Consider the following 20,357-nt stretch of genomic DNA (forward strand, 5'->3'; position numbering starts at 1 on the left):
TCCCGCCTGTCGCCTGTGGGCATGAAGGCCGAGGTGCGGCATTCCTGGTGGTGGCGCTGGGCCGAGCGGCCCTGGTGGCTGCTGGTGCTGGCGGCCTTGCTGCTGGGCGCCGGCCTGGGGCTGCGCCAGCCGGGCAACGTCGACGAGGAGCGCTTCCTCGGCGTGGCCCTGGAGATGCTGCAGAACGGCGACTGGCTGATCCCCCATCGTGCCGCGGAAATCTACCCGGACAAGCCGCCGCTGTTCATGTGGCTGGTGGCCCTGCTGGTGCGCCTGGGGGTGACGCCGACCATGGCGCTGTTCCTGCCGGCCTTCGGTTCCGGCCTGGTCGCCACCGCGTGCCTCTACGACCTCGGCCGCCGCCTGTGGAACCGCCGCATCGGCCTCGCCGCCGGGCTGTTGTTCCTGGCCACCTACCAGACCTATTCGGTGCTGCGCGATGGCGGCATCGACGGGTTCCTCTGCCTGTGGATCAGCCTGGGCGTCTACGGCCTCTGCCGCCACCTGCTGCTGGGCCCGGCGTGGCGCTGGTTCTACCTGGCCTGCGCGGCGATGGGGCTGGGGATCATCAGCAAGGGCGTGGGCTTCCTGCCGGCGCTGATGCTGATTCCCTATGCCTACGCGGCGCGCAAGGGCTGGTCCGGCGTGGTGCGCATGCCTGGCCAGGCGCGCGCCTGGTGGCTGGGCCTGCTGGTGGCGCTGGGGGCCATCGCGCTGTGGCTGCTGCCGGTGGTGCTGCATGTGCTCTGGAGCGGTAGCGCCGACGGCCGCGCCTACCTCGACGACATCCTCCTGCACCAGACCGCCAAGCGCTACGCCAGCGCCTGGCAGCATCAGGAGCCGTTCTGGTACTTCTTCGTCAAGGTCATCCCGCAATATTGGCTGCCGTTGCTGCTGGCGCTGCCGTGGATGGTGCCGGCCTGGCGCCGGCAACTGGCCCGGCAGGACGGGCGCCTGCTGGTGCTGCTCGGCTGGGTGGTGCTGGTGCTGCTGTTCTTCAGCCTCAGCTCCGGCAAACGCAAGCTCTACATCTTCCCCGCGCTGCCCGGGCTGGTGCTGGCCATGGCGCCGCTGCTGCCCTGGCTGCTGCGCCGCTGGTTCGCCGAGCGGCCGAGGGCGCGCAAGGTCTTCCTGGTCGTCGCGATGCTCTGGTTCACCGCCTGGTTCGCCCGTGGCGTCATCGAGCCGCTGCGCGATCCCGGCGATGACCGCCGCCCGCTGATGGCCGAGGTGGCGCGAATGAGCAACGGCGCCGAGCTGGTGCTGAGCCACTGGCGCGAGGGCCACTGGCTCTATGCCCGCCAACCGCTGGTGCACTTCGGCCTGGATGTCCCGGACCCCTCGACCAAGGCGCTGACCTGGCTGCGCAGCCATCCCCAGGCGGTGGCCATGATCCGCGCCGAAGACCTCGACCGCTGCTTCCACCGCGAGCGCGCCCGCGAGGTGACGGGGGACTACGAGGAGCACTGGTTCCTGGTCGGCGCCGATGCCGACAACGGCCAGTGCGCCGACGACGCCTCCGCCCCGGCCTACCGCTTCGCCTGGAAGCAGCCGCTTTCCTGAGTTTCCACCTTCCCGGGAGTTCGACCGTGCACAGAGCCGCCAACAGTGTGGAAACCCTCCAGCTCCCCCCTCCGCAGCGCCGTTTCGGCCGACGCGCCCGGCTATGGCTGCTCCTGGCCCTGCTGCTGGTCGCGCCCGGTGTGACGCTGCTGCTCATGAAGCACTGGCCGCAACAGGCCTACTTCTACCTCAGCAGCCAGCTGCACGCCTCCGAATGGGCCGGGCGCAGCGTCTGGCTGCCCGACTACAAGGTGGTGATGGATGCGCATCCGGTGAAGGGCATCGAGTCGGACCTGTCCGCCATCAGCTACGACTTCGACCAGGACCGCCTAATCGCCGTGACCAACGCCGGCGCCATGAAGCTGGCGGTGCTGAGCAAGACCGGCGAGCTGCTGGCGCAGTACCCCATGAGCGGCTTCCAGGACGTGGAAGGCGTGGCCTACCTGGGCGGCGGCCGGGTGGCGGTGTCCGACGAGAACCTCCAGCAGATCGACTTCTTCGCGCTGCCGGAGCAGCCCGGCCAGGGCATCGATGCCCGCGATGCGCAGTCGATCACCCTGGAGATCAAGCCGAGCATCCACAACAAGGGCTTCGAAGGGCTCACCTACGACGCCGAGCACGACCGCCTGTTTATCGGCAAGGAGCGCGGCCCGCGGCAGATCTACGAAGTCAGCGGCGTGCGCGCCAGCCTCGACGGCAAGCTGCAGCTCAAGGTGATCGACCACACCGACTGGGTGAAGCGCAGCGTGTTCGGCACCGATATCTCCGACCTCCACTATGACCGCAGGACCGGCCACCTGCTGGTGCTCAGCGAGGAATCGCGGCTGATCATGGAGCTGGATGGGCAGGGCAACCTGGTCAGCTTCCGCTCGCTCGGCGCCCTCGGCGACCTGAAGCGCGGCGCGCCCCAGGCCGAGGGGCTGGCCATGGATGCCGCCGGCAATCTCTACGTGGTCAGCGAGCCGAACCTCTTCTACCGCTTCGAGAAGCAGCGCTGAGGGCTTCCTTTCAGGAACCGCAGAGGCGCCGCCGAGGGCTCACTGGCCCTGCGCGCTGGCGCCTTCTTCGGTCTGGGCCTGGCGGCGGATCAGCGCCAGGTTGCGCAGGTAGACCACGATGCCGAAGGACTGGCCGAGGATGATGACCGGGTCGCGCTGGGCCACGGCGTAGCTGAACAGCAGCACGCTGCCGGCCATCGACAGGTACCAGAAGTAGATGGGGTTGACCGGACGTCCGGCGCGCTCGGAATACCACAGCTGCAGGACGAAGCGCCCGGTGAAGAGCACCTGGCCGACCATGCCGATCACGGTCCAGAGCGGGTCGGCGCCGGTGATCACCTTGAGGATCGGCTCAGGCTTCGACATCCAGCCCAAGGCGATCGCCACCGCCGCCCAGGTCAGCCAGGGCCAGGCGAAGAACAGTGGCCGGCCGCCGCCGTGACGGCGGTCCAGTTCCAGGTTGCGCAGGTAGATGGCCAGGCCGGCGAGCTGCCCGAGGCAGATCACCAGGTCGCGCTGGTGGGTGGCGTAGGCCAGCAGCAGCACCGCGCCGGCACAGCTGAAATACCAGAAATGCACCGGCATCAGGCTCTTGCGCGCGCGCTCGGACAACACCCACTGGACCAGGAAACGGGCGGAGAAAGCCGCCTGCGCGAGCAGTCCGATGGTGAACCACAGTGGATTGGCTGCGTTCAAGCAGGGCCCCCCGGTAGGATCGTCGAAAGCCGCGCCCTGCGTGGCCTGTAGCACTGTCGGGAAGTATACACGCGGCAGGTGTCGCTTTGATGGCTGCGACGGATGGTCGGGGGCGGGAAGGGGCGCTGTGGCCGGGTCGACATTCCCCCGGTGCCTTCACGTCCGGGGGTATGGACGGGGCACCGAGGCCAGGCGGCAGGAGCCGCGACACGAGGGAATGGAAATCGACCTTGTCTTGTGGACAAGGTCGGACTCCGACCCTTCGAGGGGTACCTGACAAGTCTCCCGAAGGGACAAGAGCGGGCCAACGATAGAAGCTGGCCACTGGCCGGTCAATCGAAAACGACGAACGTCCGCCGACATGTCCGATATTCGAACGGAAAGCGCGCCGGAAACCACGGATTTCGTTAGCCTGCTATCGGGAATGCCTGTACTGTTTCCAAATGTGTCAGTGAAGAATTGCCCGAGATAGACGGCGATGCGCCTGACGCGCGGCGGCCAGGGAGTTCCGCCCAGAGATCCGGGAAGCAGTTCAACCCAACAAGAGAAGCCCCATGACCGCATCCGTCCCCTTGCCGCAGTACTCCCCCCACGAGCGCCGCGCGCGCATCCTCGCCATCGTCGGCGCCTCCTCGGGCAACCTGGTGGAATGGTTCGACTTCTACGTCTACGCCTTCACCGCCCTGTACTTCGCCCATGCCTTCTTTCCCTCCGACAACCCGACGGTGCAACTGCTCAACACCGCCGGGGTGTTCGCCGCCGGCTTCCTGATGCGCCCCATCGGCGGCTGGATGTTCGGCCGCATCGCCGACAAGAAGGGCCGCAAGACCGCGATGATGATCTCGGTGCTGATGATGTGCGGCGGCTCGCTGGCCATCGCCGTGATGCCGACCTACGCCAGCATCGGCGTCGCCGCGCCCGCCCTGCTGCTGCTCGCGCGGCTGTTCCAGGGGCTCTCGGTGGGCGGCGAATACGGCACCAGCGCCACCTACATGAGCGAGGTGGCGCTCAAGGGCCAGCGCGGCTTCTTCGCCTCCTTCCAGTACGTCACCCTGATCGGCGGCCAGTTGCTGGCCGTGCTGGTGGTGGTGATCCTGCAGCAGCTGCTGACCACCGATGAACTGAAGGACTGGGGTTGGCGGATCCCCTTCGTGGTCGGTGCGATCACCGCGGTGATCGCCTTCTACCTGCGCCGCTCGCTGAGCGAGACGGCCAAGGCGTCCAACCTGCAGCGCAAGGAGTCCGGCACCCTCACCGAGCTGTTCGCCCACCACAAGCGCGCTTTCTTCACCGTGCTCGGCTTCACCGCCGGCGGCTCGCTGATCTTCTACACCTTCACCACCTACATGCAGAAATACCTGGTGAACACCGCCGGGATGGACACCAAGGTGGCCAGCGGCGTGATGACCTTCGCCCTGTTCGTCTACATGTGCATGCAGCCGCTGTTCGGCGCGCTGTCCGACCGCATCGGGCGCAAGACCTCGATGCTCTGGTTCGGCATCCTCGGGATGGTCTTCACCTGGCCGATCCTCTCCGCGCTGAAGGCGGTGAGCAGCCCCTACCTGGCCTTCGTGCTGATCATCGCGGCGATGGCCATCGTCAGCCTGTACACCTCGATCAGCGGCCTGATCAAGGCGGAGATGTTCCCGCCGCAGATCCGCGCCCTGGGCGTGGGCCTGTCCTACGCGGTGGGCAACGCCATCTTCGGTGGCTCGGCGGAGTACGTCGCCCTCGGCCTGAAGAGCCTCGGCGTCGAGGAGTACTTCTACGTCTACGTCTCGGTCATGTGCGGCGTGGCGCTGGTGGTCTGCCTGCTGCTGCCGGACCTGCGCAAGGTCAGCTACCTCAACGACGAGGACTGACCCTGCCGCGCGCCTGAGGCGCTAATCGCTGGCCCGGCCGCGCAGCGCGTGGTTGGGCAGCGCCAGGGCGACCAGCAGTGCGACGACGCCGAAGCCGGCGTTGATCAGGAACAGCCGGCCGAACACCCCGTCCAGAACCTGCCGCTGCGCCTCGTGGCCTTCACCGCCCAGGCTCGCCAGCAGCGCGCTGGCCGACAGGCCGTGGCCGGCCTCGCCCGCCAGCGGTTGCAGCATGGCCAGCAGCAGCGCCGACATCAGCGCGATGCCCACCGCGCCGCCGAGGGAACGGAACAGCGTGATGTTGCTGGTGGCAACCCCCAGGTGCCTCGTCTCCACCGCGTTCTGCGCCGCCACCAGGCTGGTGGGGAATTGCGTGCCGGCGGCGATGCCGGTGAGCAGCATGCTCAGGCCCGAGAGCAGGTAGGCGCTGGGCGATGTCAGCGCCAGGCCGGCGATGGCGCAGGGCGTCAGCAGCGCGCCGGCGACGATCTGCGGCTTGTAGCGGCCCAGGGTCGCGGTCAGCCGGCCGCAGCAGTACGCGCCGATCGGCACGCCCATGGCCAGCGGCAGCAGGTGCAGCGCAGCGCTGTCGGCACCGGCGCCGGTGACCGACTGGAAGCGCAGCGGCACCAGCACCGACAGCGAAATGACCTGGAAGCTGGCGAAGAAGCTGACCAGCCAGCTCAGCGTCGCCGCGCGGATACGGAACAGCTGCATCGGCACCAGCGGCTCCGGCGCGCGGCGCTCCTGCATCACGAACAGCCCGATCAGCACCAGCGCGGCGGCGAACAGCCCAAGCATCCGCGGGTCATTCCAGCGCGCGCCCTGGCCGACCTCGGTGATCGCCAGCAGCAGGCTGCCGAGGCCGGCGATCATCAGCACCGTGCCCAGGTAGTCGATCACCGGCTTGCGCCCCGGCACCGGCAGGCCGCGCAGGGTGCGGCGGGACACGGCGAGGGCGACCAGGCCCACCGGCAGGTTGATCAGGAACACCCAGCGCCAGGACAGGTGCTCGGTCAGCAGCCCGCCGAGCACCGGCCCGGCGATGCTGGCGATGGCGTACATGCTGCTGAAATAGCCCTGGTAGCGGCCGCGCTCGCGCGGCGGGACGATGTCGCCGATGATCGCCTGGCTCACCGACATCATGCCGCCGGCGCCAATGCCTTGCAGCACGCGGGCGAGCACCAGCTGCTCCATGCTCTGCGCGGCGCCGCAGAGCATGGAGGCGGCGGTGAACAGGCCGATGGCGAACAGCATCAGCACGCGGCGCCCGTAGAGGTCGCCGAGCTTGCCGTAGATCGGCATGGAGATGGTCATCGCCACCATGTAGCCGGAGATGACCCAGGCGAGCAGGTCGAAGTCGCCGAAGCCGGCGGAGATCGCCGGTAGCGACACGGCGACGATGGTCTGGTCCAGCGCGCCGAGGAAGATCGCCAGCATCAGTCCCACCAGCACGGTGCGGACCGCGGGACGTGGCGTGGAGAAGGTATTCAAGGCGGTCCCCTTCACTGCGGAGGTCCTCCGGTCGGAAAGCGCCGGAGGGCCGCACAGTGTAATCCAGGTCGGGTCCAATGATTACGGGCGTTGCCGGCCGCGGGTCATTGTTTCCGTTACGGAAACGCTCTATCTCAGGCCTTGCAGGAATGCCTCCCGGAGCGGCTGCTACGCTTGCATGGCCAACTATCCATCGGGGCCGGGCTGCCGGGCGCGGCCGGTTCCCGGAGTTTTGCGCGGGCCAGGCCATGGGGACAGACTATGCAGGAACTGGTCTATAGTTCTTCAGCCCTGTGACCAGGAGGTGTGCATGAAAGCCAATCTGCCCTCTGAGTTGCTGTCCCTGCAGTTGCCGTTGCGCATCCGCATCGGCGAGGCCCAGGCGTTCGACCTGGGGCCCGATCCGCAGGTAACTCTCGTCGTACGAGACCCCACGCTGCTGACCGAGATCACCCGGCCCAGCCTCGATGTCCTGGGCCGCGCCTACGTCGAGAAGCGCATGGACATCGAAGGTTCGATCGGCGACGTGATCGCCATGGGCGATGCCCTGAGCGCCGCCCTGGGCGTCGACGACGACCCGGGCGACTACGTGCGCGAAAGCCACGACAAGGCCACCGACGCCGAGGCGATCCACTACCACTACGACCTTTCCAATGACTTCTACCAGCTCTGGCTCGACCCGGAGATGGTGTATTCCTGCGCCTACTTCGAGACCGGCAGCGAGGACCTCGCCACCGCGCAACGGGCCAAGCTGCGCCACCTGTGCCGCAAGCTGCGCCTGCAACCGGGCGAGCGCCTGCTCGACGTGGGCTGCGGCTGGGGCGGGCTGGCGCGCCTGGCGGCGAAGGAATTCGGCGTCCAGGTGCTGGGCATCACCCTGAGCGACGAGCAGCTCAAGCTCGGCCGCGAGCGGGTGAAGGCCGAGGGCCTGGACGGCCAGGTCCGCCTGGAGCACATGGACTACCGCGACCTGCCGCGCGACGGCCGCTTCGACAAGGTGGTCAGCGTCGGCATGTTCGAGCACGTCGGCCATGCCAACCTCGGCCTCTACTTCCAGCACCTGTTCGATGCGGTACGCCCCGGCGGGCTGGTGATGAACCACGGCATCACCTCGCGCTACACCGATGGCCGCCCGGTCGGCCGCGGCGCCGGCGACTTCATCGACCGCTACGTCTTCCCCCACGGCGAGCTGCCGCACCTGTCGCTGGCGGTGGCGCGGATGAGCGAAGCCGGGCTGGAGGTGGTGGACGTGGAAAGCCTGCGCCTGCATTACGCGCGCACGCTGGACTTCTGGAGCGCCAACCTGGAAGCGAAGCTGGCGGCGGCGGCCAGGCTGGTGCCGGAGCAGGCCCTGCGCATCTGGCGCCTGTACCTGGCCGGCTGCGCCTACGGCTTCAGCAAGGGCTGGGTCAACCTGCACCAGATCCTCGCCAGCCGGCCGCACGCCGATGGCTCCCAGGAAGTGCCGTGGAGCCGCCGCGACATCTACGCCTGAGCGGTCGGCCCGGCCTGGCGCGCCCGATCGCTCCGCCTACGACCAAAGTGATGTCGAAATGCTTGCATTGCCGGGCCCGAGGCGATAAACCGTCGCCTTCGTTTTGGCTTATCCCCGCGGATCATGATGTCCTGCTATCCCGAGCTGTCCCTCGTCGAACTCCCCTCGGCCGATGCGCCCTGGCCGCTTCTGCTGCTGGCCGATCCCAGCCGCGAACAGGTCGAGCGCTACCTGCCGCAATCGCGCGTGCTGGCGCTGGCCGAGGCGGGCGCGGTGCGCGGCGTGCTGACGCTGACCGCGCGCAGCTGGGGCGTCATCGAAATCACCAACCTCGCCGTGCAGGCGGAGTGGCAGGGCCGCGGCCTGGGCCGCCGGCTGCTCGAGGCCGCGATCGATTCGGCGCGTAGTGCCGGCGCGCTGCGCCTGGACATCGCCACCGGCAACTCCAGCCTGGCGCAGCTCGGCTTCTACCAGCGCGCGGGCTTTCGCCTGCGCGCCGTCGAGCCCGATTACTTCACCCTCAATTACCCGCAGCCGATCGTCGAGAACGGCATTCCCTGCCGCGACCGCGTGCACCTGAGCCTGGTGCTCTAGGGCTTGCCGGACAGCGCCTGGTAAAGGGTGTCGACATTGTCGCGGTACAGCCCCAGGTAGGTGCTGGCCGGGCCTTCGCTGGCGAGGGCGTCGGAGTGCAGCGTGCCGCCGATCGCCGCGCCGCTTTCCTCGGCGATCTGCTGCATCAGCCGCGGGTCCTTGACGTTCTCGACGAAGACCGCGCGGATGTGCTGCTCGCGGATCTGCCGCACCAGTGCGGCGACGTCGCTGGCCGACGCCTCGCGCTCGGTGGACAGGCCCTGCGGCGCCAGCAGCCTCAGGCCGTAGGCCTGGCCCAGGTAGCCGAAGGCGTCATGCGAGGTGACCAGGCTGCGGCGATCGGCCGGCAGGTTGCCGAGCTTCTGCCTGGCGTAGGCGAGCAATGCGTGGGCCTGCTTGAGGTAGGCGTCGGCGTTGCGCTGGTAATCGGCGGCGTTGGCCGGGTCGACCTGGGCCAGGGCCCTGGCGATGTTGCCGACGTAGATGTCGGCGTTGGCCAGGTTGTTCCAGGCGTGCGGGTCGGGGATGGTCTGGCCGTCCTCCTCCAGGCTGCGTGGGATCACGCCGTGGCTGGCCTGGATCACCTTCGCGCGGGTCTCGGTGCTCTTCACCAGGCGGTCGAGCCAGGGTTCGAAGCCCAGGCCGTTCTCCACGATCAGGCCGGCCTGGTGCACCGCGCGGGCGTCGTCCGGAGTGGTCTCGTAGGTGTGCGCATCGCTGTCGGGGCCGACCAGGTTGCTGAGCTGGATATGCTCGCCACCGACCGCGCGGGTCATGTCGGCGAGGATGCTGAAGCTGGTCACCACCTTCAGCCGTTCGGCGGCGGAGAGTGACAGGGGCAGGCAGAAGGCGAGCAGGAGCAACAGGACGCGCATGGTGGAACTCCTTTGCGGGGATGTCATTGCGGAATGGGCAGCAGGCCGCGGCGCAACAGGCCGTGCACCGGGCCGAGGAAAACCGAGAGCAGGTAGAACAGGCCGGCGGCCAGGACGATGGCCGGCCCGCTGGGCAGCGACCAGGCGTAGGACGCCGCCAGGCCAAGCCATACCGCGAGCGCGCCGAAGCCGGCGGCGAGCGCCAGCAGCACCGGCAGGCGGCGGCTCCAGAAGCGTGCGGCGGCGGCCGGCAGCATCATCAGGCCGACCATCATCAGCGCGCCCAGGGCCTGGAAGCCGATCACCAGGTTGAGCACCACCAGGCCGAGGAACAGGCCGTGGGCGAGCGGCCCGAGGCGGCTGACGCTGCGCAGGAACAGCGGGTCGAGGCTGTCCAGCAGCAGGCTGCGGTAGATGACCGCGAGCAGCAGCAGGCTGAGCGCGGCGACGCCGAGCATGCCCAGCAGGGTCGTGCGGTCCACCGCCAGGGCCGAGCCGAAGAGCACTTCCAGCAGGTTCAGGCGCTTGCCGGCGAGGCCCAGCAGCAGCACGCCGCTGGCCAGCGAGATGGGGTAGACGGCGGCCAGGCTGGCGTCTTCGCGCAGCCCGGTGTGGCGCGTCACCCAGGCGGCCAGGCCGGCCACCGCGAGGCCGGCGCCGAGGCCGCCGAAGGTCAGCGCCGGCAGCGACAGCCCGGCCAGCCAGAAGCCGACGGCGGCGCCGGGGAGGATGCCGTGGGCGATGGCGTCGCCGATCAGGCTCATGCGCCGCAGGATGAGGAACACCCCGAGCGGCGCGGCGCTCAGCGCCAGGGCCACGCCGCCGAGCAGCGCGCGGCGCATGAAGGCGAATTCGCAGAAGGGTTGCCAGAGCGCGTGGAGGATCATCACGCCACCCAGGCCTGGTCGCGCCGGGCGATCAGCCTGCCGCTGCCGCCGTGCTGGCAGCCGTCGGCGGCGATGCGCAGGCAGTCGGGCACGTGCTGGCGCACCCGCGCCAGATCATGGCAGACCAGCAGCAGCGTGCGCCCGGCGCGGTGCCAGGCGTCGATGCGCTGCCAGAGCAGGTCCTGGCCGGCTTCGTCGAGGCAGGCGTCGGGCTCGTCGAGCAGCAGCAGGGGGCTGTCCATCAGGCTCAGGCGGGCGAGCAGCGCGCGCTGCAACTGGCCGCCGGACAGCGCCGCCAATGGGCGCTGTTCCAGGCCCTCCAGGCGCCAGTCGGCGAGGACCGCGCGCAGTCGCTCGCGGCGGGCGGCGGCGGTCAGGCGACTGTTCCAGAAGCCGGCGCCGACCAGCTCGCCGAGGCTGATCGGGAACTGCCGGTCGAGCGCCTGCTGCTGCACCAGATAGCCGATCTCGCGGGGGCGCAGTTCGCTGTCCACGCGCCCGGCCAGGGGCTTCTGCAACCCGGCGATGACCTTCAGCAGGCTGCTCTTGCCGCAACCGTTGGCGCCGATCACGGCGGTGAAGCTGCCGGGGGCGAGTTCGAGGTCCAGCGGCGGCGTCAGCGGCAGGCGCGGCGGCCCCCACTGCAGGGACTGGCAACGGATCACGCGACCTCCCGGCGCCACTGGCTGCGGGCCACGGCGTCATGGGCGTGGAGACTTTCGGCGTGGACCACCTGCAGCGCGAAGGCGCGCACCTCCGGATGCCCGGCGAGGGCCAGGTGCAGGCGCCGCGCGGCGTCCTCGCAGAACATCGGGTTCTGCCCATTGGCGAGGGCGAAGGCCTGCTCGTCGGCGCGTTTCACGGCGGTCTGCACGGCGGTGCCGAGGCTGGCTTCGGCGAGGTCGAGCAGTTCCTCCAGCGGCAGCCGTTCGAGGCCGTCGCGCAGCTCCACCCGCAGCTCGGCGAAGCTGCGCTGGCTGTGCGGCGTGGCGGCTATCCCGGCGTTGCTGCCGAGCCAGGCGTGGACGGCTTCGAGGCTCGGCGCGCGTTCGGCGAAATCGGCGGCGAAGCGCTGCTGGATCAGCTGGCGCGCCAGGGCCGCCGAGCAGGGGCAGGTCGAGGAGTAGGGCAGGCGCAGCCGCAGTTCGAGCTGCAGGCCCTGGTCGTCGAGCTGCGCCTGGACTTCGCAGGGATAGGCCTTCCAGCCGCGCAACGGGCTGACCAGCGCCGCGCGCTCGAGCAGCAGGTCGAAGGCCAGGCGCAGGCTGGCGCGACGCGACAGGCCGGCGTGGCTGGCGAGGAAGTCGCCGAGCACGTCGCGCAGCAGGGCCGGGGTGAGTTCGTGCTGGCCGAGGCGGGCCAGCGCCAGGTACAGGCGCGACATGTGGATGCCGCGCGCGCCGGCGTCGTCGAGGCTGACGCCGGCATCGGCCAGCGCGCCCAGGCGCTCGCCATGCAGGCGCAGGGGCAGGGCGATGCCCTGCATGCCGACCCAGTCGAGCGTGAGCGCGATCGGCGCGGCCTGGGTGGAGATATCCGGGAGGAAGACGGTCATGGGAATGGGTGGTAGCGGCAAATGTTATAATATAACCTATTGCTTCCCGATCCTTCCTGCAACCACCACCGACATGAATCGACGCCGCCTGCTGCAGAGCCTGCTCGCCAGTGCCGCCTGGATACCCGCCCTGGACGCCCTGGCCGGCGCCCGCCTGCTCGACGCCCGCGCCGTCCAGTCCGCCGACGGCCTGCGCCTGGTCCTCGACCTGGACGGCCCCTTCCACTTCCGCACCTTCCAGCTGTCCGCGCCGGAGCGGCTGGTGGTCGACCTCGACCTCGACGGCGCGCAGCCGAGCGCCGACCTGGGCCGGCTGGCGCTGCCGGCCGGGCCGCTGCGCGACATCCGCAGCGGGCGCCTGGGCGATGGCGGGCTGCGCCTGGTTCTTGACCTCGCCGAGGCGGTGGACCTGAATGCCTTCGCCCTCGCCCCGGAAGGCGGCAAGGGGCATCGCCTGGTGCTCGACCTGCGCGCGCGCCAGCGCTTGGCCGAGGCCCCGGCCAGCCCCACGAAAGGCGCGGACAAGGGCCGCGACATCGTGGTGGTGGTCGACGCCGGCCACGGCGGCAAGGACCCCGGCGCGCTCGGCTCGCGCGGCGAGCGGGAGAAGGACGTGGCGCTGCTGATCGCGCAGAACCTGGCGCGGCGCATCGACCGCCAGCCCGGCTTCAAGGCGCGGCTGGTGCGCAACGTCGACGTATTCATCCCGCTGCGCCAGCGTGTGGAAGTGGCGCGGCGCTGCAACGCCGACATGTTCGTCTCGGTGCACGCCGACGCCGCGCCCCGCCGCACGGCCTCCGGCGCCTCGGTGTTCGCCCTCTCCGAGCACGGCGCCACCTCGACCCTGGCGCGCTTCATGGCCGAGCGCGAGAACGGCGCCGACCTGATCGGTGCGGCCAGCAACCTGCCGCTCAAGGACAAGGACCCGATGCTGGCGGGGGTGATCCTCGACATGTCGATCAATGCCACCGTCGCCTCCAGCCTGGACCTGGGCCACAGCGTGCTGCGCAGCCTGGGCGGCATCACCCGGCTGCACCAGGAGCGCGTCGACCAGGCCGGCTTCGCGGTGCTCAAGTCGCCGGACATCCCGTCGATCCTGGTCGAGACCGGCTTCATCTCCAACGACGCCGATTGCCGCCGGCTGCACGACGCGCGGCACCAGCAGCAGCTGGCCGAGGCGATCTTCGAGGGCCTGCACGGCTATTTCCGCCAGCGACCACCGCAGGGCAGCCTGCTGGCGGGGATGGCGTAGGGCGAACGCCCTAGCGCACCTGCTGGCTGCAGCCGCTGACCCGGCCGCAGCTGAGCTTCGCCCGGCCGCCGCTGGAGCTGCTGAAGCGGCTGATGTTGGTCCAGCCGATGCCGCGGCTGGAGCCGATCCACACCTGGCCGTCGCTGGATACGCCGCTGAAGAAGGTGATTTGCCCGTAGCGCGTGCCGGTCTGCGCCCAGTCCAGGCCGCTGCCGGCGTCGAAGCCGCGCAGGTAGGTGTCGCGGCCGAGGGTGGCGACGCTGTAGTGGCTGCCGTCGCGCTCCATGCACGCCAGCACGTTGGCCAGCCAGGCGCAGGCCGCCGACGCCAGGCCCGGGAAGGGCAGCGGCGCGGTGCCTCCGGCGTGGGCGAGGGGGGCGAGCGACAGCAGGCAACAGCTCAGGGCGACGGCTTTCATCGGGGCTCTCGGCGGACTTGGGGCTATCTATGGCATGGCGCCGCTCGATGGGAAAGCGGATTGTTCGAGTTTTATTGTTATATTATAACAATTCACGCAAGCGAACCGGCAGCCCAGCCAGGGATTCCCCAGGCGCACCGCAGGCTGCCCGCAGAAGAGAGAGACCACCGTGAGCCAACGCCTCCCCGTCACCGTCCTGTCCGGCTTCCTCGGCGCCGGCAAGAGCACCCTGCTCAACCATGTGCTGAAGAACCGCGAGAACCTCAAGGTCGCGGTGATCGTCAACGATATGAGCGAAATCAACATCGACGGCCGCGAAGTGCAGCGTGACGTCAGCCTCAACCGCGGGCAGGAGCGCCTGGTGGAGATGAGCAACGGCTGCATTTGCTGCACCCTGCGCGAGGACCTGCTGGAAGAGGTCAGCCGCCTCGCCCGCGAAGGCCGCTTCGACTACCTGCTGATCGAATCCACCGGCATCTCCGAGCCGCTGCCGGTGGCCGAGACCTTCACCTTCCGCGACGAGCAGGACCGCAGCCTGTCGGACCTGGCGCGGCTGGATACGCTGGTCACCGTGGTCGACGGGCTGAACTTCCTCGCCGACTACCAGGGCGCCGACAGCCTCGCCGAGCGCGGCGAAACCCTCGGCGAGGACGACGAGCGCTCGCTCAGCGACCTGCTGGTGGAGCAGGTGGAGTTCGCCGACGTGATCCTGGTGAGCAAGATCGACCTGATCGGCAGCGCCGAGCGCGACGAGCTGCTGGCCATCCTGCGCAAGCTCAACCCCGACGCCGACATCCAGCCGATGGTGATGGGCCAGGTGCCGCTGGCGCGCATCCTCGACACCGGCCGCTTCGACTTCCAGCGTGCCGAGCGCGCGCCCGGCTGGCTCAAGGAGCTGCGCGGCGAGCACCTGCCGGAGACCGAGGCCTACGGCATCGCCTCCAGCGTCTACCGCGCGCGCCGGCCGTTCCACCCGCAGCGCTTCCACGACTTTCTCGCCCGGCCCTGGAGCAACGGCCGCCTGCTGCGCTCCAAGGGCTTCTTCTGGTTGGCCAGCCGCTACCGCGACGCGGGCAGCTGGTCCCAGGCCGGCGGCCTGATGCGCCACGGTCTGGCCGGGCGCTGGTGGCGCTTCGTCCCGCGCGAAGCCTGGCCGCAGGACGACACCGAGCGGCAGGCCGTGCTCAAGCACTGGGACGCCGACAGCGGCGATTGCCGCCAGGAACTGGTGTTCATCGGCCAGAACCTGGACTTCGGGCTCCTGTTCGCCGAACTGGACCGCTGCCTGCTGGACGACGCCGAAATGGCCGCCGGCGCCACCGCCTGGGAGCGCCTGCGCGATCCCTTCGAACCCTGGGAGGCGCAAGCCTGATGCTCGCCCTCGACACGCCGGCCTGGCCGCGCCAGGTGCTGGGCGACGACCCGCAGGTGCTCGCCGATGTGCTCCGCGACGACGTCAATCTCGCCGTCTGGCAGCGCACCTTGTTCCCGGAGATCAGCACCTTCGCCAGTTGGCTGAGCACCCGCTCGCTGGACCTGAAGCAGAGCCTGGACGTGGTCGACGAGCGCGTCCCGCTGGGCGACCTGCTACGCGACCACGCCATGCTCGACGGCTGCGCGCTGCTGCGTGACGACCTGCAGTGGCTGGCCGAAGCCTTCGCCTGCCTCACCGGCGCGCGGCGCATCGGTTTGCGCCTGCGCAGCCTGGAGAAAGCCATGTGCCCGCGCTTCCACGTCGATCATGTGCCGCTGCGGCTGGTCACCACCTACGCCGGGCCGGCCAGCCAGTGGCTGGAGGAGTGGGCGATGGCCCGCGCGCACCTGGGCGAGCCGGCGGCGGAGCCCGATGGCCTTGCGGCGATACGCCAGATGGCGGCGGGTGACGTGGGTCTGTTCAAGGGCGAGAAATGGGCCGGCAATCCCGGCGGCGGCATCGTCCATCGCTCGCCGCAGCCGGCGCCCGGCGAGCGGCGTCTGCTGCTGACGCTGGACTGGCTGGGTTAGCGGGCAAAAAAAATGGGCCGCCAGGGATGGCGACCCGATTCACCAAGATCATTCACGGCGTGGGGTGCCGAGAGGGTGTGAGGTACCCGGGGACAGTAAGCCTGAGGCGTATGACAGGTCGATGAAGGCGCGTCAGGGCTTGCGCCACTGGCCGTGGCTCTGGCCTTCGCAGAACGGCTGGAGGACGCGCGCGTCGCTGGCCACGCCGTAATAATGGATGTCCTGGCGGTAGGGCATGCCCTGCACCTCGGCGTTCTCGCAGACGCCGAAGGCGCCGCTGGGGCAGCTGTCGGCGTAGGTGACCTGGACCTTCTGGTCCTTCAATTGCGGCTGGCAGAAGCCGTCGCGGAACAGCTTCTGCGGAATGCTGCGGTTCTGCTGGCAGACCTTCACGTCGAGGTTGGCGCCCTGGCTGTGCACCACGCAGGCCTCGCCATGGGCGAACAGGGGCAGGCAGGCGAGGGCGAGGCAAAGGGGCAGGCGCATGATCGGTCCGGGGTGCGTAAACAAGTCGCGACTCTAGCGCTTTTCCCGGCGAGCGTCAGGCGTCACCATGGGCGAATGTTGAAGCAGATCCCGACTCACCTCATTGCCGGCCCCCTTGGGGCGGGCAAGACCAGCCTGCTGCGCGACCTGCTGGCCCAGCGCCCGGCGGACCAGCGCTGGGCGGTGCTGATCAACGAGTTCGGCCAGGTCGGCCTGGACGCCGCGCTGCTCAGCCGCGACGAAGACGGCGTCGCCCTCGGCGAGGTCGCGGGCGGCTGTCTGTGCTGCGTGAACGGCGCGCCGTTCCAGGTCGGGCTGGGCCGGCTGTTGCGCAAGGCCAGGCCGCAGCGGCTGTTCATCGAACCTTCCGGCCTCGGCCATCCCTCGCAACTGCTGGCGCAACTGCGCGCCGCGCCCTGGCACGGCGTGCTGGCGGTGCAGCCGCTGGTCATGGTGCTGGACGCCGCGGCGCTGGCGGCCGGGCAGCCGCTGCCCGAAGCCCAGGAGGCGGCGCTGGAGCAGGCCGGGCTGATCCTGCTGAACAAGAGCGAGAACCTCGACGACGCGGCCCGCGCCGCGCTGCTGGCCGGTCTGCCGGCACTGCCGGTGCGCTGGACCACGCAGGGCCGGCTGGCGCTCCCCGAACTGCCCGCCACGTCGCCGGCGGAACCGGCGGGCGAGCTGCCCGAGCTGCCGGCGGGCGTGGCGGGCGGTGTGCTGCTGCGCCGCGAGCAGCCGCTGCGGCAGGTGCGCATCGAGGACGGCCGGCAGGCGATCGGCTGGCGTTTCCACCCCGACTGGCGCTTCCGCATCGCCGAGCTGGACGACTGGCTCGCCGCTCTGCCCGGCCTGCTGCGGGCCAAGGCGGTGCTGCATGGCGAGGGCGGCTGGCTGGCCTGCAACCGTACCGGACGAGCGGAACCCTGGGCGCCCAGCCCGTGGCGGCGCGACAGCCGGATCGAGCTGATCCTGGCGGCGCCGGTCGAGCCGCAGCCGCTTCACGACGCGCTGTTGCGCTGTGCCATCGAACCGGATCTGACAACGAGGTTGCCCTCGTCGGGCTGGTGAATGATAATAATTATCAGAAGATATTGCTTCGTGAACTCTTTCCACAGGCTTTCTCATGTCCTTACCCCAACCGCGCGAAGCGGCTGACGTCAGTCTCGCCGTGTCCGTCGAGGACGCGCTCTCCCTCGTCGCCACGACGGAGGAGGGTGCCGTACTGCCCAGCGTGAACGCCCAGCGCGTCAACGAGGCCCACCTGCGGCTGGTCAGTTGCGAGGGCGAGCGGCGGGATGTGGAGGTGCTTCCCGAGGAGGTGCTGATCCCCTACGCCGCCCCCGTGGAAGGCGTGGAGGAGGGCGCGGAGCCGCCGCGCAGGGCTGGCTGGTGGAAGTCCTCGGGGCTGGCGGTCGGCATGCACCTGGCGATAGTCGCCGCGCTGTTCTGGATCGTGCCCTCGCCGGCGGAGCTGAACCTGGGCCAGGGCGTGATGCCCGCGGCGATGCAGGTCAGCGTCGTCAACCTGCCGCCCCGGCCCGAGCCGGTGCAGCAACCGCCGGCCGCCGCGCCGGTTCCGACGCCGCCCGAGCCGCCAAAGCCGGTCGAGCCACCCAAGCCGGTGGAACAGCCCAAGCCGAAACCCAAGCCGGTGGAAAAGGCCGTCCCCAAGGTCGCGCCCAAGCCCAAGCCGAAACCCAAGCCTGAGCCCGAGGCGGAATCGGCGCCGGAAACCACCGCGCCGCCGACCCCGGCTGCAGCGCCACCCGCCGCCGCGCCGACCGTCGGCCAGTCCACCCCGGGCGCGCAGTCGGCGCCGAGCGGCTCGCAAGGCCCCGCCGGCCTGCCGACCGGCAGCCTCACCGACAGCGACATCAAGCCGCTGCGCATGGACCCGCCGGTCTATCCGCGCGTGGCCCAGACGCGGCAGATCGAAGGGCGCGTGAAGGTCCTGTTCACCATCACCAGCGATGGCCGGATCACCGACATCCAGTTCCTCGAATCGACCCCGCCGCGGGTCTTCGAGCGCAGCGTGCTCGACGCCATGGAGCGGTGGCGCTTCGAGCCGCGCACGCTGGGCGGCCGGATCGTCGCGCGGCAGGCGACCAAGGTGTTCAACTTCGAGCTGAAGAAAGCCCGGCGCTGAGGTTTTTCCGCACCAATAAAAAACGCGCCCCGGGGCGCGTTTTTTATTGGTGGTGGCACGGCTTCGGTTCCTGTAGGAGCGGACCTTGTCCGCGAAAGGTCCGAATCGCGCCGGAGGTTATCGCGGACAAGGTCCGCTCCTACGAGAGCAAAAGCCGCTGGCTGCTGAGCCTTTTCCGCACCGACAAAAAACGCGCCCTGGGGGCGCGTTTTCTGTTGGCGAGGCGGGAACGGACCTTGTCCGCGATGGCCGTGGCACCGACCTGTCGGTCGGATCGCGGACGGAGTCCGCTCCTACGAAAGGCGGGTCATTCCGCCTGGAGCAGTTCGGCCTTGAGCAATGCCAGCGCTTCCCGCGCCCCGCCGACGGCGACCTGCGCCGGCACGCCAAGCATCAGGTTCAGCGGCAGGCCGAAGGCTTCCACCTGGTTGCCCTCGCGGTCGCGGCCCGGCTCGTCGCCCTTCCATTCGCACGGCAGGCGCTCGGCGCAGCTGCCGCCCTCGTCGATGTAGCCGTACAGTGGCTTGCCCAGGGCGGCGGCGTAGCCCAGCTCGAAGGCCGTGCCGCTGTCCGGCTCGGCGCCGCGGAAGGGGTTGAGGTTGGCGACCACCGCGTCGGCCTCGGCGATCAGCGCGAGGTTGGCCTGGTAGATCCACAGCGCCTGTTCCCGGGGCTGCTCGATTCCCGCGGGCACCGAGTGGTCCAGCGGGTACAGGCCCCGCAGGCCGAACTCGGCGCACAGGGCCTTGAGCCGTTCGCCCTGCTCGAAGGCGTCGGGGCGGAACACGTCGGGGCCGGCGAGGTAGATCTTGAGCATGGTCAGAGTCCCATCAGCGACAACATCAGGAAGGTGGCGAACAGCACGAAGTGGGTCATGCCCTCGATGGCGTTGGTCTTGCCGTCATGCAGGTTGAAGCCGGCGACCATCAGGGTGATGAACATCATGCCGGTCTGCAGCGGGGTCATCGCCATCTGGATCGGCTGGTCCCTGAACAGCGCCAGGGCCTCGATCACCGGCACGGTGAGGATCACCGTCGACAGCGAGGCGCCCAGGGCGATGTTGACCACCGGCTGCATGCGGTTGGCCAGCGCGGCGCGCAGGGCGGTGAGGATTTCCGGGCTGGCGGAGATCGCCGCCACCAGCAGCGCCGGGACGATCGGCGGCACGCCGGCGCCCTGCAGGCCGACGTCCAGCGCCTTGGACATCACCTCGGCCAGCGCGCCGATCAGCACCACGCCGACCACCAGCAGCATGATCGACTGCCGGCTGCTGCCGTGCGCCTCGTGGGCTTCGTGCTGCTCGCCGTGGGCGGCGTAGTTGTAGCTGAAGTAGTAGCTGTGCTGGCCGGTCTGCATGCGCAGGAACAGGGCGTAGAGCATCACCATGCAGCCGATGGTGAAGAAGGAGTAGAGCTTCCACTGCTCGGCGGGGATCAGCTCCGGCACCACCATGGAGATGCCCACGGCGGTGAGGATCATGGTCACGTAGGTCTTGCCCGAGTCGTCGTTGTACGACTGCTCGCCGTGCTTCAGGCCGCCCAGCAGCGCGGCCAGGCCGAGGATGCCGTTCATGTCCAGCATCACCGCGGCGTAGATGGTGTCGCGGGCCAGGGTCGGCGAATGGTTGTGGCCCATCATGATCGCCAGGATCACAACCTCCACCAGCACCGCCGCCAGGGTCAGGATCATGGTGCCGTAGGGCTCGCCGACCTTCTCCGCGAGGATTTCGGCGTGGTGCGCCACGCGCAGGGAGACGCCGATGATCACCGCCAGCAGCACCGTGGCGGTGATCCCGGCGAGCATCTTGCCGCCGCTCAGCAGGCTGTGTTCCAGCGGGTACACCGCCAGCGCCACCAGCAGGGCGAGGATGAGGAACTTTTCGTCTTTGAGCGCGCGCAGCATCGGGGGGCTTCCATATCCGGTAAAAGCGGGTTCGCCATCTTAGGCAATGCCCGGACGACACACCAGCCGGCCCGCCGGGAGAGCCCGGCCGGCGTCCGTCGTCGGCATCCCGGCCTGCGCCCGCGCCGGG

20 protein-coding genes are annotated in these 20,357 nt (G+C 69.6%); 10 read left to right on the forward strand and 10 right to left on the reverse strand.

The features are described from left to right. The first annotated feature begins 21 nt into the window (after window positions 1-21). Together AC3B6A_RS01020 and AC3B6A_RS01025 are read left to right on the forward strand one after the other, a co-directional pair. Window positions 22-1,563: an ArnT family glycosyltransferase gene (locus tag AC3B6A_RS01020; RefSeq protein ID WP_488403748.1), complete on the forward strand. Its 1,542-nt coding sequence runs from the start codon at window positions 22-24 to the stop codon at window positions 1,561-1,563. A gap of 26 nt (window positions 1,564-1,589) precedes the next feature. Continuing rightward, the gene (locus AC3B6A_RS01025; RefSeq protein WP_488400472.1) at window positions 1,590-2,561 is read left to right on the forward strand and encodes an SdiA-regulated domain-containing protein; all 972 of its coding nucleotides are present in this window, start codon (window positions 1,590-1,592) and stop codon (window positions 2,559-2,561) included. Window positions 2,562-2,600: 39 nt separating this feature from the next. Here AC3B6A_RS01025 and AC3B6A_RS01030 read toward each other — a convergent pair whose 3' ends face one another. Continuing rightward, on the reverse strand, window positions 2,601-3,257 hold the full coding sequence (locus AC3B6A_RS01030) for a lipid-A-disaccharide synthase N-terminal domain-containing protein (protein ID WP_488400473.1): 657 nt from the start codon (window positions 3,255-3,257) through the stop codon (window positions 2,601-2,603). A 554-nt stretch (window positions 3,258-3,811) separates the two neighbouring features. Here AC3B6A_RS01030 and AC3B6A_RS01035 point away from each other — a divergent pair. Next, window positions 3,812-5,119: an MFS family transporter gene (locus AC3B6A_RS01035; protein WP_488400474.1), complete on the forward strand. Its 1,308-nt coding sequence runs from the start codon at window positions 3,812-3,814 to the stop codon at window positions 5,117-5,119. Window positions 5,120-5,140: 21 nt separating this feature from the next. Here AC3B6A_RS01035 and AC3B6A_RS01040 read toward each other — a convergent pair whose 3' ends face one another. Then, window positions 5,141-6,559 carry an MDR family MFS transporter gene (locus AC3B6A_RS01040; RefSeq protein WP_488403750.1) on the reverse strand — a complete coding sequence of 473 codons (1,419 nt, stop codon included), beginning with the start codon at window positions 6,557-6,559 and terminating at the stop codon, window positions 5,141-5,143. Between the two features lie 364 nt (window positions 6,560-6,923). On the opposite strand from AC3B6A_RS01040, the gene cfaB reads away from it, so the two are divergent. After that, complete coding sequence (gene cfaB, locus AC3B6A_RS01045; protein WP_488400475.1) at window positions 6,924-8,108, forward strand: C17 cyclopropane fatty acid synthase CfaB; 1,185 nt, start codon at window positions 6,924-6,926, stop codon at window positions 8,106-8,108. Window positions 8,109-8,234: 126 nt separating this feature from the next. Next, complete coding sequence (locus tag AC3B6A_RS01050; protein WP_488400476.1) at window positions 8,235-8,702, forward strand: GNAT family N-acetyltransferase; 468 nt, start codon at window positions 8,235-8,237, stop codon at window positions 8,700-8,702. On the opposite strand, the gene AC3B6A_RS01055 is transcribed toward AC3B6A_RS01050, so the two are convergent. The 4 genes from AC3B6A_RS01055 to folE2 are packed head-to-tail and all read right to left on the reverse strand — an operon-like array spanning window position 8,699 to window position 12,019. Next, window positions 8,699-9,577 carry a metal ABC transporter substrate-binding protein gene (locus tag AC3B6A_RS01055; protein ID WP_488400477.1) on the reverse strand — a complete coding sequence of 293 codons (879 nt, stop codon included), beginning with the start codon at window positions 9,575-9,577 and terminating at the stop codon, window positions 8,699-8,701. The two genes, AC3B6A_RS01050 and AC3B6A_RS01055, sit on opposite strands and share 4 nt — an antisense overlap. A gap of 23 nt (window positions 9,578-9,600) precedes the next feature. Further along, window positions 9,601-10,464, reverse strand: a complete 864-nt coding sequence (locus AC3B6A_RS01060) for a metal ABC transporter permease (protein ID WP_488400478.1) — start codon at window positions 10,462-10,464, stop codon at window positions 9,601-9,603. Further along, entirely contained in the window at window positions 10,464-11,129 is a 666-nt protein-coding gene (locus AC3B6A_RS01065) for a metal ABC transporter ATP-binding protein (protein ID WP_488400479.1), read from the reverse strand. Before AC3B6A_RS01065 ends, AC3B6A_RS01060 begins: the two co-directional genes overlap by 1 nt. Further along, entirely contained in the window at window positions 11,126-12,019 is an 894-nt protein-coding gene (gene folE2, locus AC3B6A_RS01070; protein WP_488400480.1) for a GTP cyclohydrolase FolE2, read from the reverse strand. Before folE2 ends, AC3B6A_RS01065 begins: the two co-directional genes overlap by 4 nt. A gap of 73 nt (window positions 12,020-12,092) precedes the next feature. On the opposite strand from folE2, the gene AC3B6A_RS01075 reads away from it, so the two are divergent. After that, a complete protein-coding gene (locus tag AC3B6A_RS01075) occupies window positions 12,093-13,271 on the forward strand; it encodes an N-acetylmuramoyl-L-alanine amidase (RefSeq protein WP_488400481.1) in 1,179 nt (392 codons plus the stop codon). A 10-nt stretch (window positions 13,272-13,281) separates the two neighbouring features. Here AC3B6A_RS01075 and AC3B6A_RS01080 read toward each other — a convergent pair whose 3' ends face one another. Beyond that, on the reverse strand, window positions 13,282-13,689 hold the full coding sequence (locus AC3B6A_RS01080; RefSeq protein ID WP_488400482.1) for a hypothetical protein: 408 nt from the start codon (window positions 13,687-13,689) through the stop codon (window positions 13,282-13,284). Window positions 13,690-13,858: 169 nt separating this feature from the next. On the opposite strand from AC3B6A_RS01080, the gene zigA reads away from it, so the two are divergent. Then, window positions 13,859-15,061: a zinc metallochaperone GTPase ZigA gene (zigA, locus tag AC3B6A_RS01085; protein WP_488400484.1), complete on the forward strand. Its 1,203-nt coding sequence runs from the start codon at window positions 13,859-13,861 to the stop codon at window positions 15,059-15,061. Next, entirely contained in the window at window positions 15,061-15,693 is a 633-nt protein-coding gene (locus AC3B6A_RS01090; RefSeq protein WP_488400485.1) for a DUF1826 domain-containing protein, read from the forward strand. The genes zigA and AC3B6A_RS01090 overlap by 1 nt, the downstream gene beginning before the upstream one ends. 132 nt (window positions 15,694-15,825) lie before the next feature. Here AC3B6A_RS01090 and AC3B6A_RS01095 read toward each other — a convergent pair whose 3' ends face one another. Continuing rightward, complete coding sequence (locus AC3B6A_RS01095; protein ID WP_488400486.1) at window positions 15,826-16,179, reverse strand: NADH:ubiquinone oxidoreductase; 354 nt, start codon at window positions 16,177-16,179, stop codon at window positions 15,826-15,828. A 75-nt stretch (window positions 16,180-16,254) separates the two neighbouring features. Between AC3B6A_RS01095 and AC3B6A_RS01100 the strand changes: the two genes are divergently transcribed. Both AC3B6A_RS01100 and AC3B6A_RS01105 read left to right on the forward strand, forming a co-directional pair. Beyond that, complete coding sequence (locus AC3B6A_RS01100; RefSeq protein ID WP_488400487.1) at window positions 16,255-17,247, forward strand: CobW family GTP-binding protein; 993 nt, start codon at window positions 16,255-16,257, stop codon at window positions 17,245-17,247. Window positions 17,248-17,302: 55 nt separating this feature from the next. Beyond that, window positions 17,303-18,325, forward strand: coding sequence for an energy transducer TonB (locus AC3B6A_RS01105; RefSeq protein WP_488400489.1), 1,023 nt, complete (start codon window positions 17,303-17,305; stop codon window positions 18,323-18,325). Window positions 18,326-18,632: 307 nt separating this feature from the next. Here the strand turns inward: AC3B6A_RS01105 and AC3B6A_RS01110 are convergent, their stop codons facing one another. Together AC3B6A_RS01110 and AC3B6A_RS01115 are read right to left on the reverse strand one after the other, a co-directional pair. Next, a complete protein-coding gene (locus AC3B6A_RS01110; protein ID WP_488400490.1) occupies window positions 18,633-19,142 on the reverse strand; it encodes a nucleoside 2-deoxyribosyltransferase in 510 nt (169 codons plus the stop codon). Window positions 19,143-19,144: 2 nt separating this feature from the next. Then, window positions 19,145-20,227: a calcium:cation antiporter gene (locus AC3B6A_RS01115; RefSeq protein ID WP_488400491.1), complete on the reverse strand. Its 1,083-nt coding sequence runs from the start codon at window positions 20,225-20,227 to the stop codon at window positions 19,145-19,147. Between the last annotated feature and the right edge of the window lie 130 nt (window positions 20,228-20,357).

Source organism: Pseudomonas sp. B12(2026) (genome assembly GCF_057767015.1).

What these genes read in the sequence shown, in the direction of transcription:
- AC3B6A_RS01080 (WP_488400482.1), bottom strand. Translation starts at nt 13,689, where the DNA reads ATGAAAGCCGTCGCCCTGAGCTGTTGCCTGCTGTCGCTCGCCCCCCTC.
- AC3B6A_RS01115 (WP_488400491.1), bottom strand. Translation starts at nt 20,227, where the DNA reads ATGCTGCGCGCGCTCAAAGACGAAAAGTTCCTCATCCTCGCCCTGCTG.
- AC3B6A_RS01090 (WP_488400485.1), top strand. Translation starts at nt 15,061, where the DNA reads ATGCTCGCCCTCGACACGCCGGCCTGGCCGCGCCAGGTGCTGGGCGAC.
- AC3B6A_RS01075 (WP_488400481.1), top strand. Translation starts at nt 12,093, where the DNA reads ATGAATCGACGCCGCCTGCTGCAGAGCCTGCTCGCCAGTGCCGCCTGG.
- AC3B6A_RS01035 (WP_488400474.1), top strand. Translation starts at nt 3,812, where the DNA reads ATGACCGCATCCGTCCCCTTGCCGCAGTACTCCCCCCACGAGCGCCGC.
- AC3B6A_RS01105 (WP_488400489.1), top strand. Translation starts at nt 17,303, where the DNA reads ATGTCCTTACCCCAACCGCGCGAAGCGGCTGACGTCAGTCTCGCCGTG.
- AC3B6A_RS01040 (WP_488403750.1), bottom strand. Translation starts at nt 6,559, where the DNA reads ATGCTGGCGATCTTCCTCGGCGCGCTGGACCAGACCATCGTCGCCGTG.
- folE2 (WP_488400480.1), bottom strand. Translation starts at nt 12,019, where the DNA reads ATGACCGTCTTCCTCCCGGATATCTCCACCCAGGCCGCGCCGATCGCG.
- AC3B6A_RS01100 (WP_488400487.1), top strand. Translation starts at nt 16,255, where the DNA reads ATGTTGAAGCAGATCCCGACTCACCTCATTGCCGGCCCCCTTGGGGCG.
- AC3B6A_RS01020 (WP_488403748.1), top strand. Translation starts at nt 22, where the DNA reads ATGAAGGCCGAGGTGCGGCATTCCTGGTGGTGGCGCTGGGCCGAGCGG.
- AC3B6A_RS01095 (WP_488400486.1), bottom strand. Translation starts at nt 16,179, where the DNA reads ATGCGCCTGCCCCTTTGCCTCGCCCTCGCCTGCCTGCCCCTGTTCGCC.
- cfaB (WP_488400475.1), top strand. Translation starts at nt 6,924, where the DNA reads ATGAAAGCCAATCTGCCCTCTGAGTTGCTGTCCCTGCAGTTGCCGTTG.
- AC3B6A_RS01055 (WP_488400477.1), bottom strand. Translation starts at nt 9,577, where the DNA reads ATGCGCGTCCTGTTGCTCCTGCTCGCCTTCTGCCTGCCCCTGTCACTC.
- AC3B6A_RS01060 (WP_488400478.1), bottom strand. Translation starts at nt 10,464, where the DNA reads ATGATCCTCCACGCGCTCTGGCAACCCTTCTGCGAATTCGCCTTCATG.
- AC3B6A_RS01050 (WP_488400476.1), top strand. Translation starts at nt 8,235, where the DNA reads ATGTCCTGCTATCCCGAGCTGTCCCTCGTCGAACTCCCCTCGGCCGAT.
- AC3B6A_RS01110 (WP_488400490.1), bottom strand. Translation starts at nt 19,142, where the DNA reads ATGCTCAAGATCTACCTCGCCGGCCCCGACGTGTTCCGCCCCGACGCC.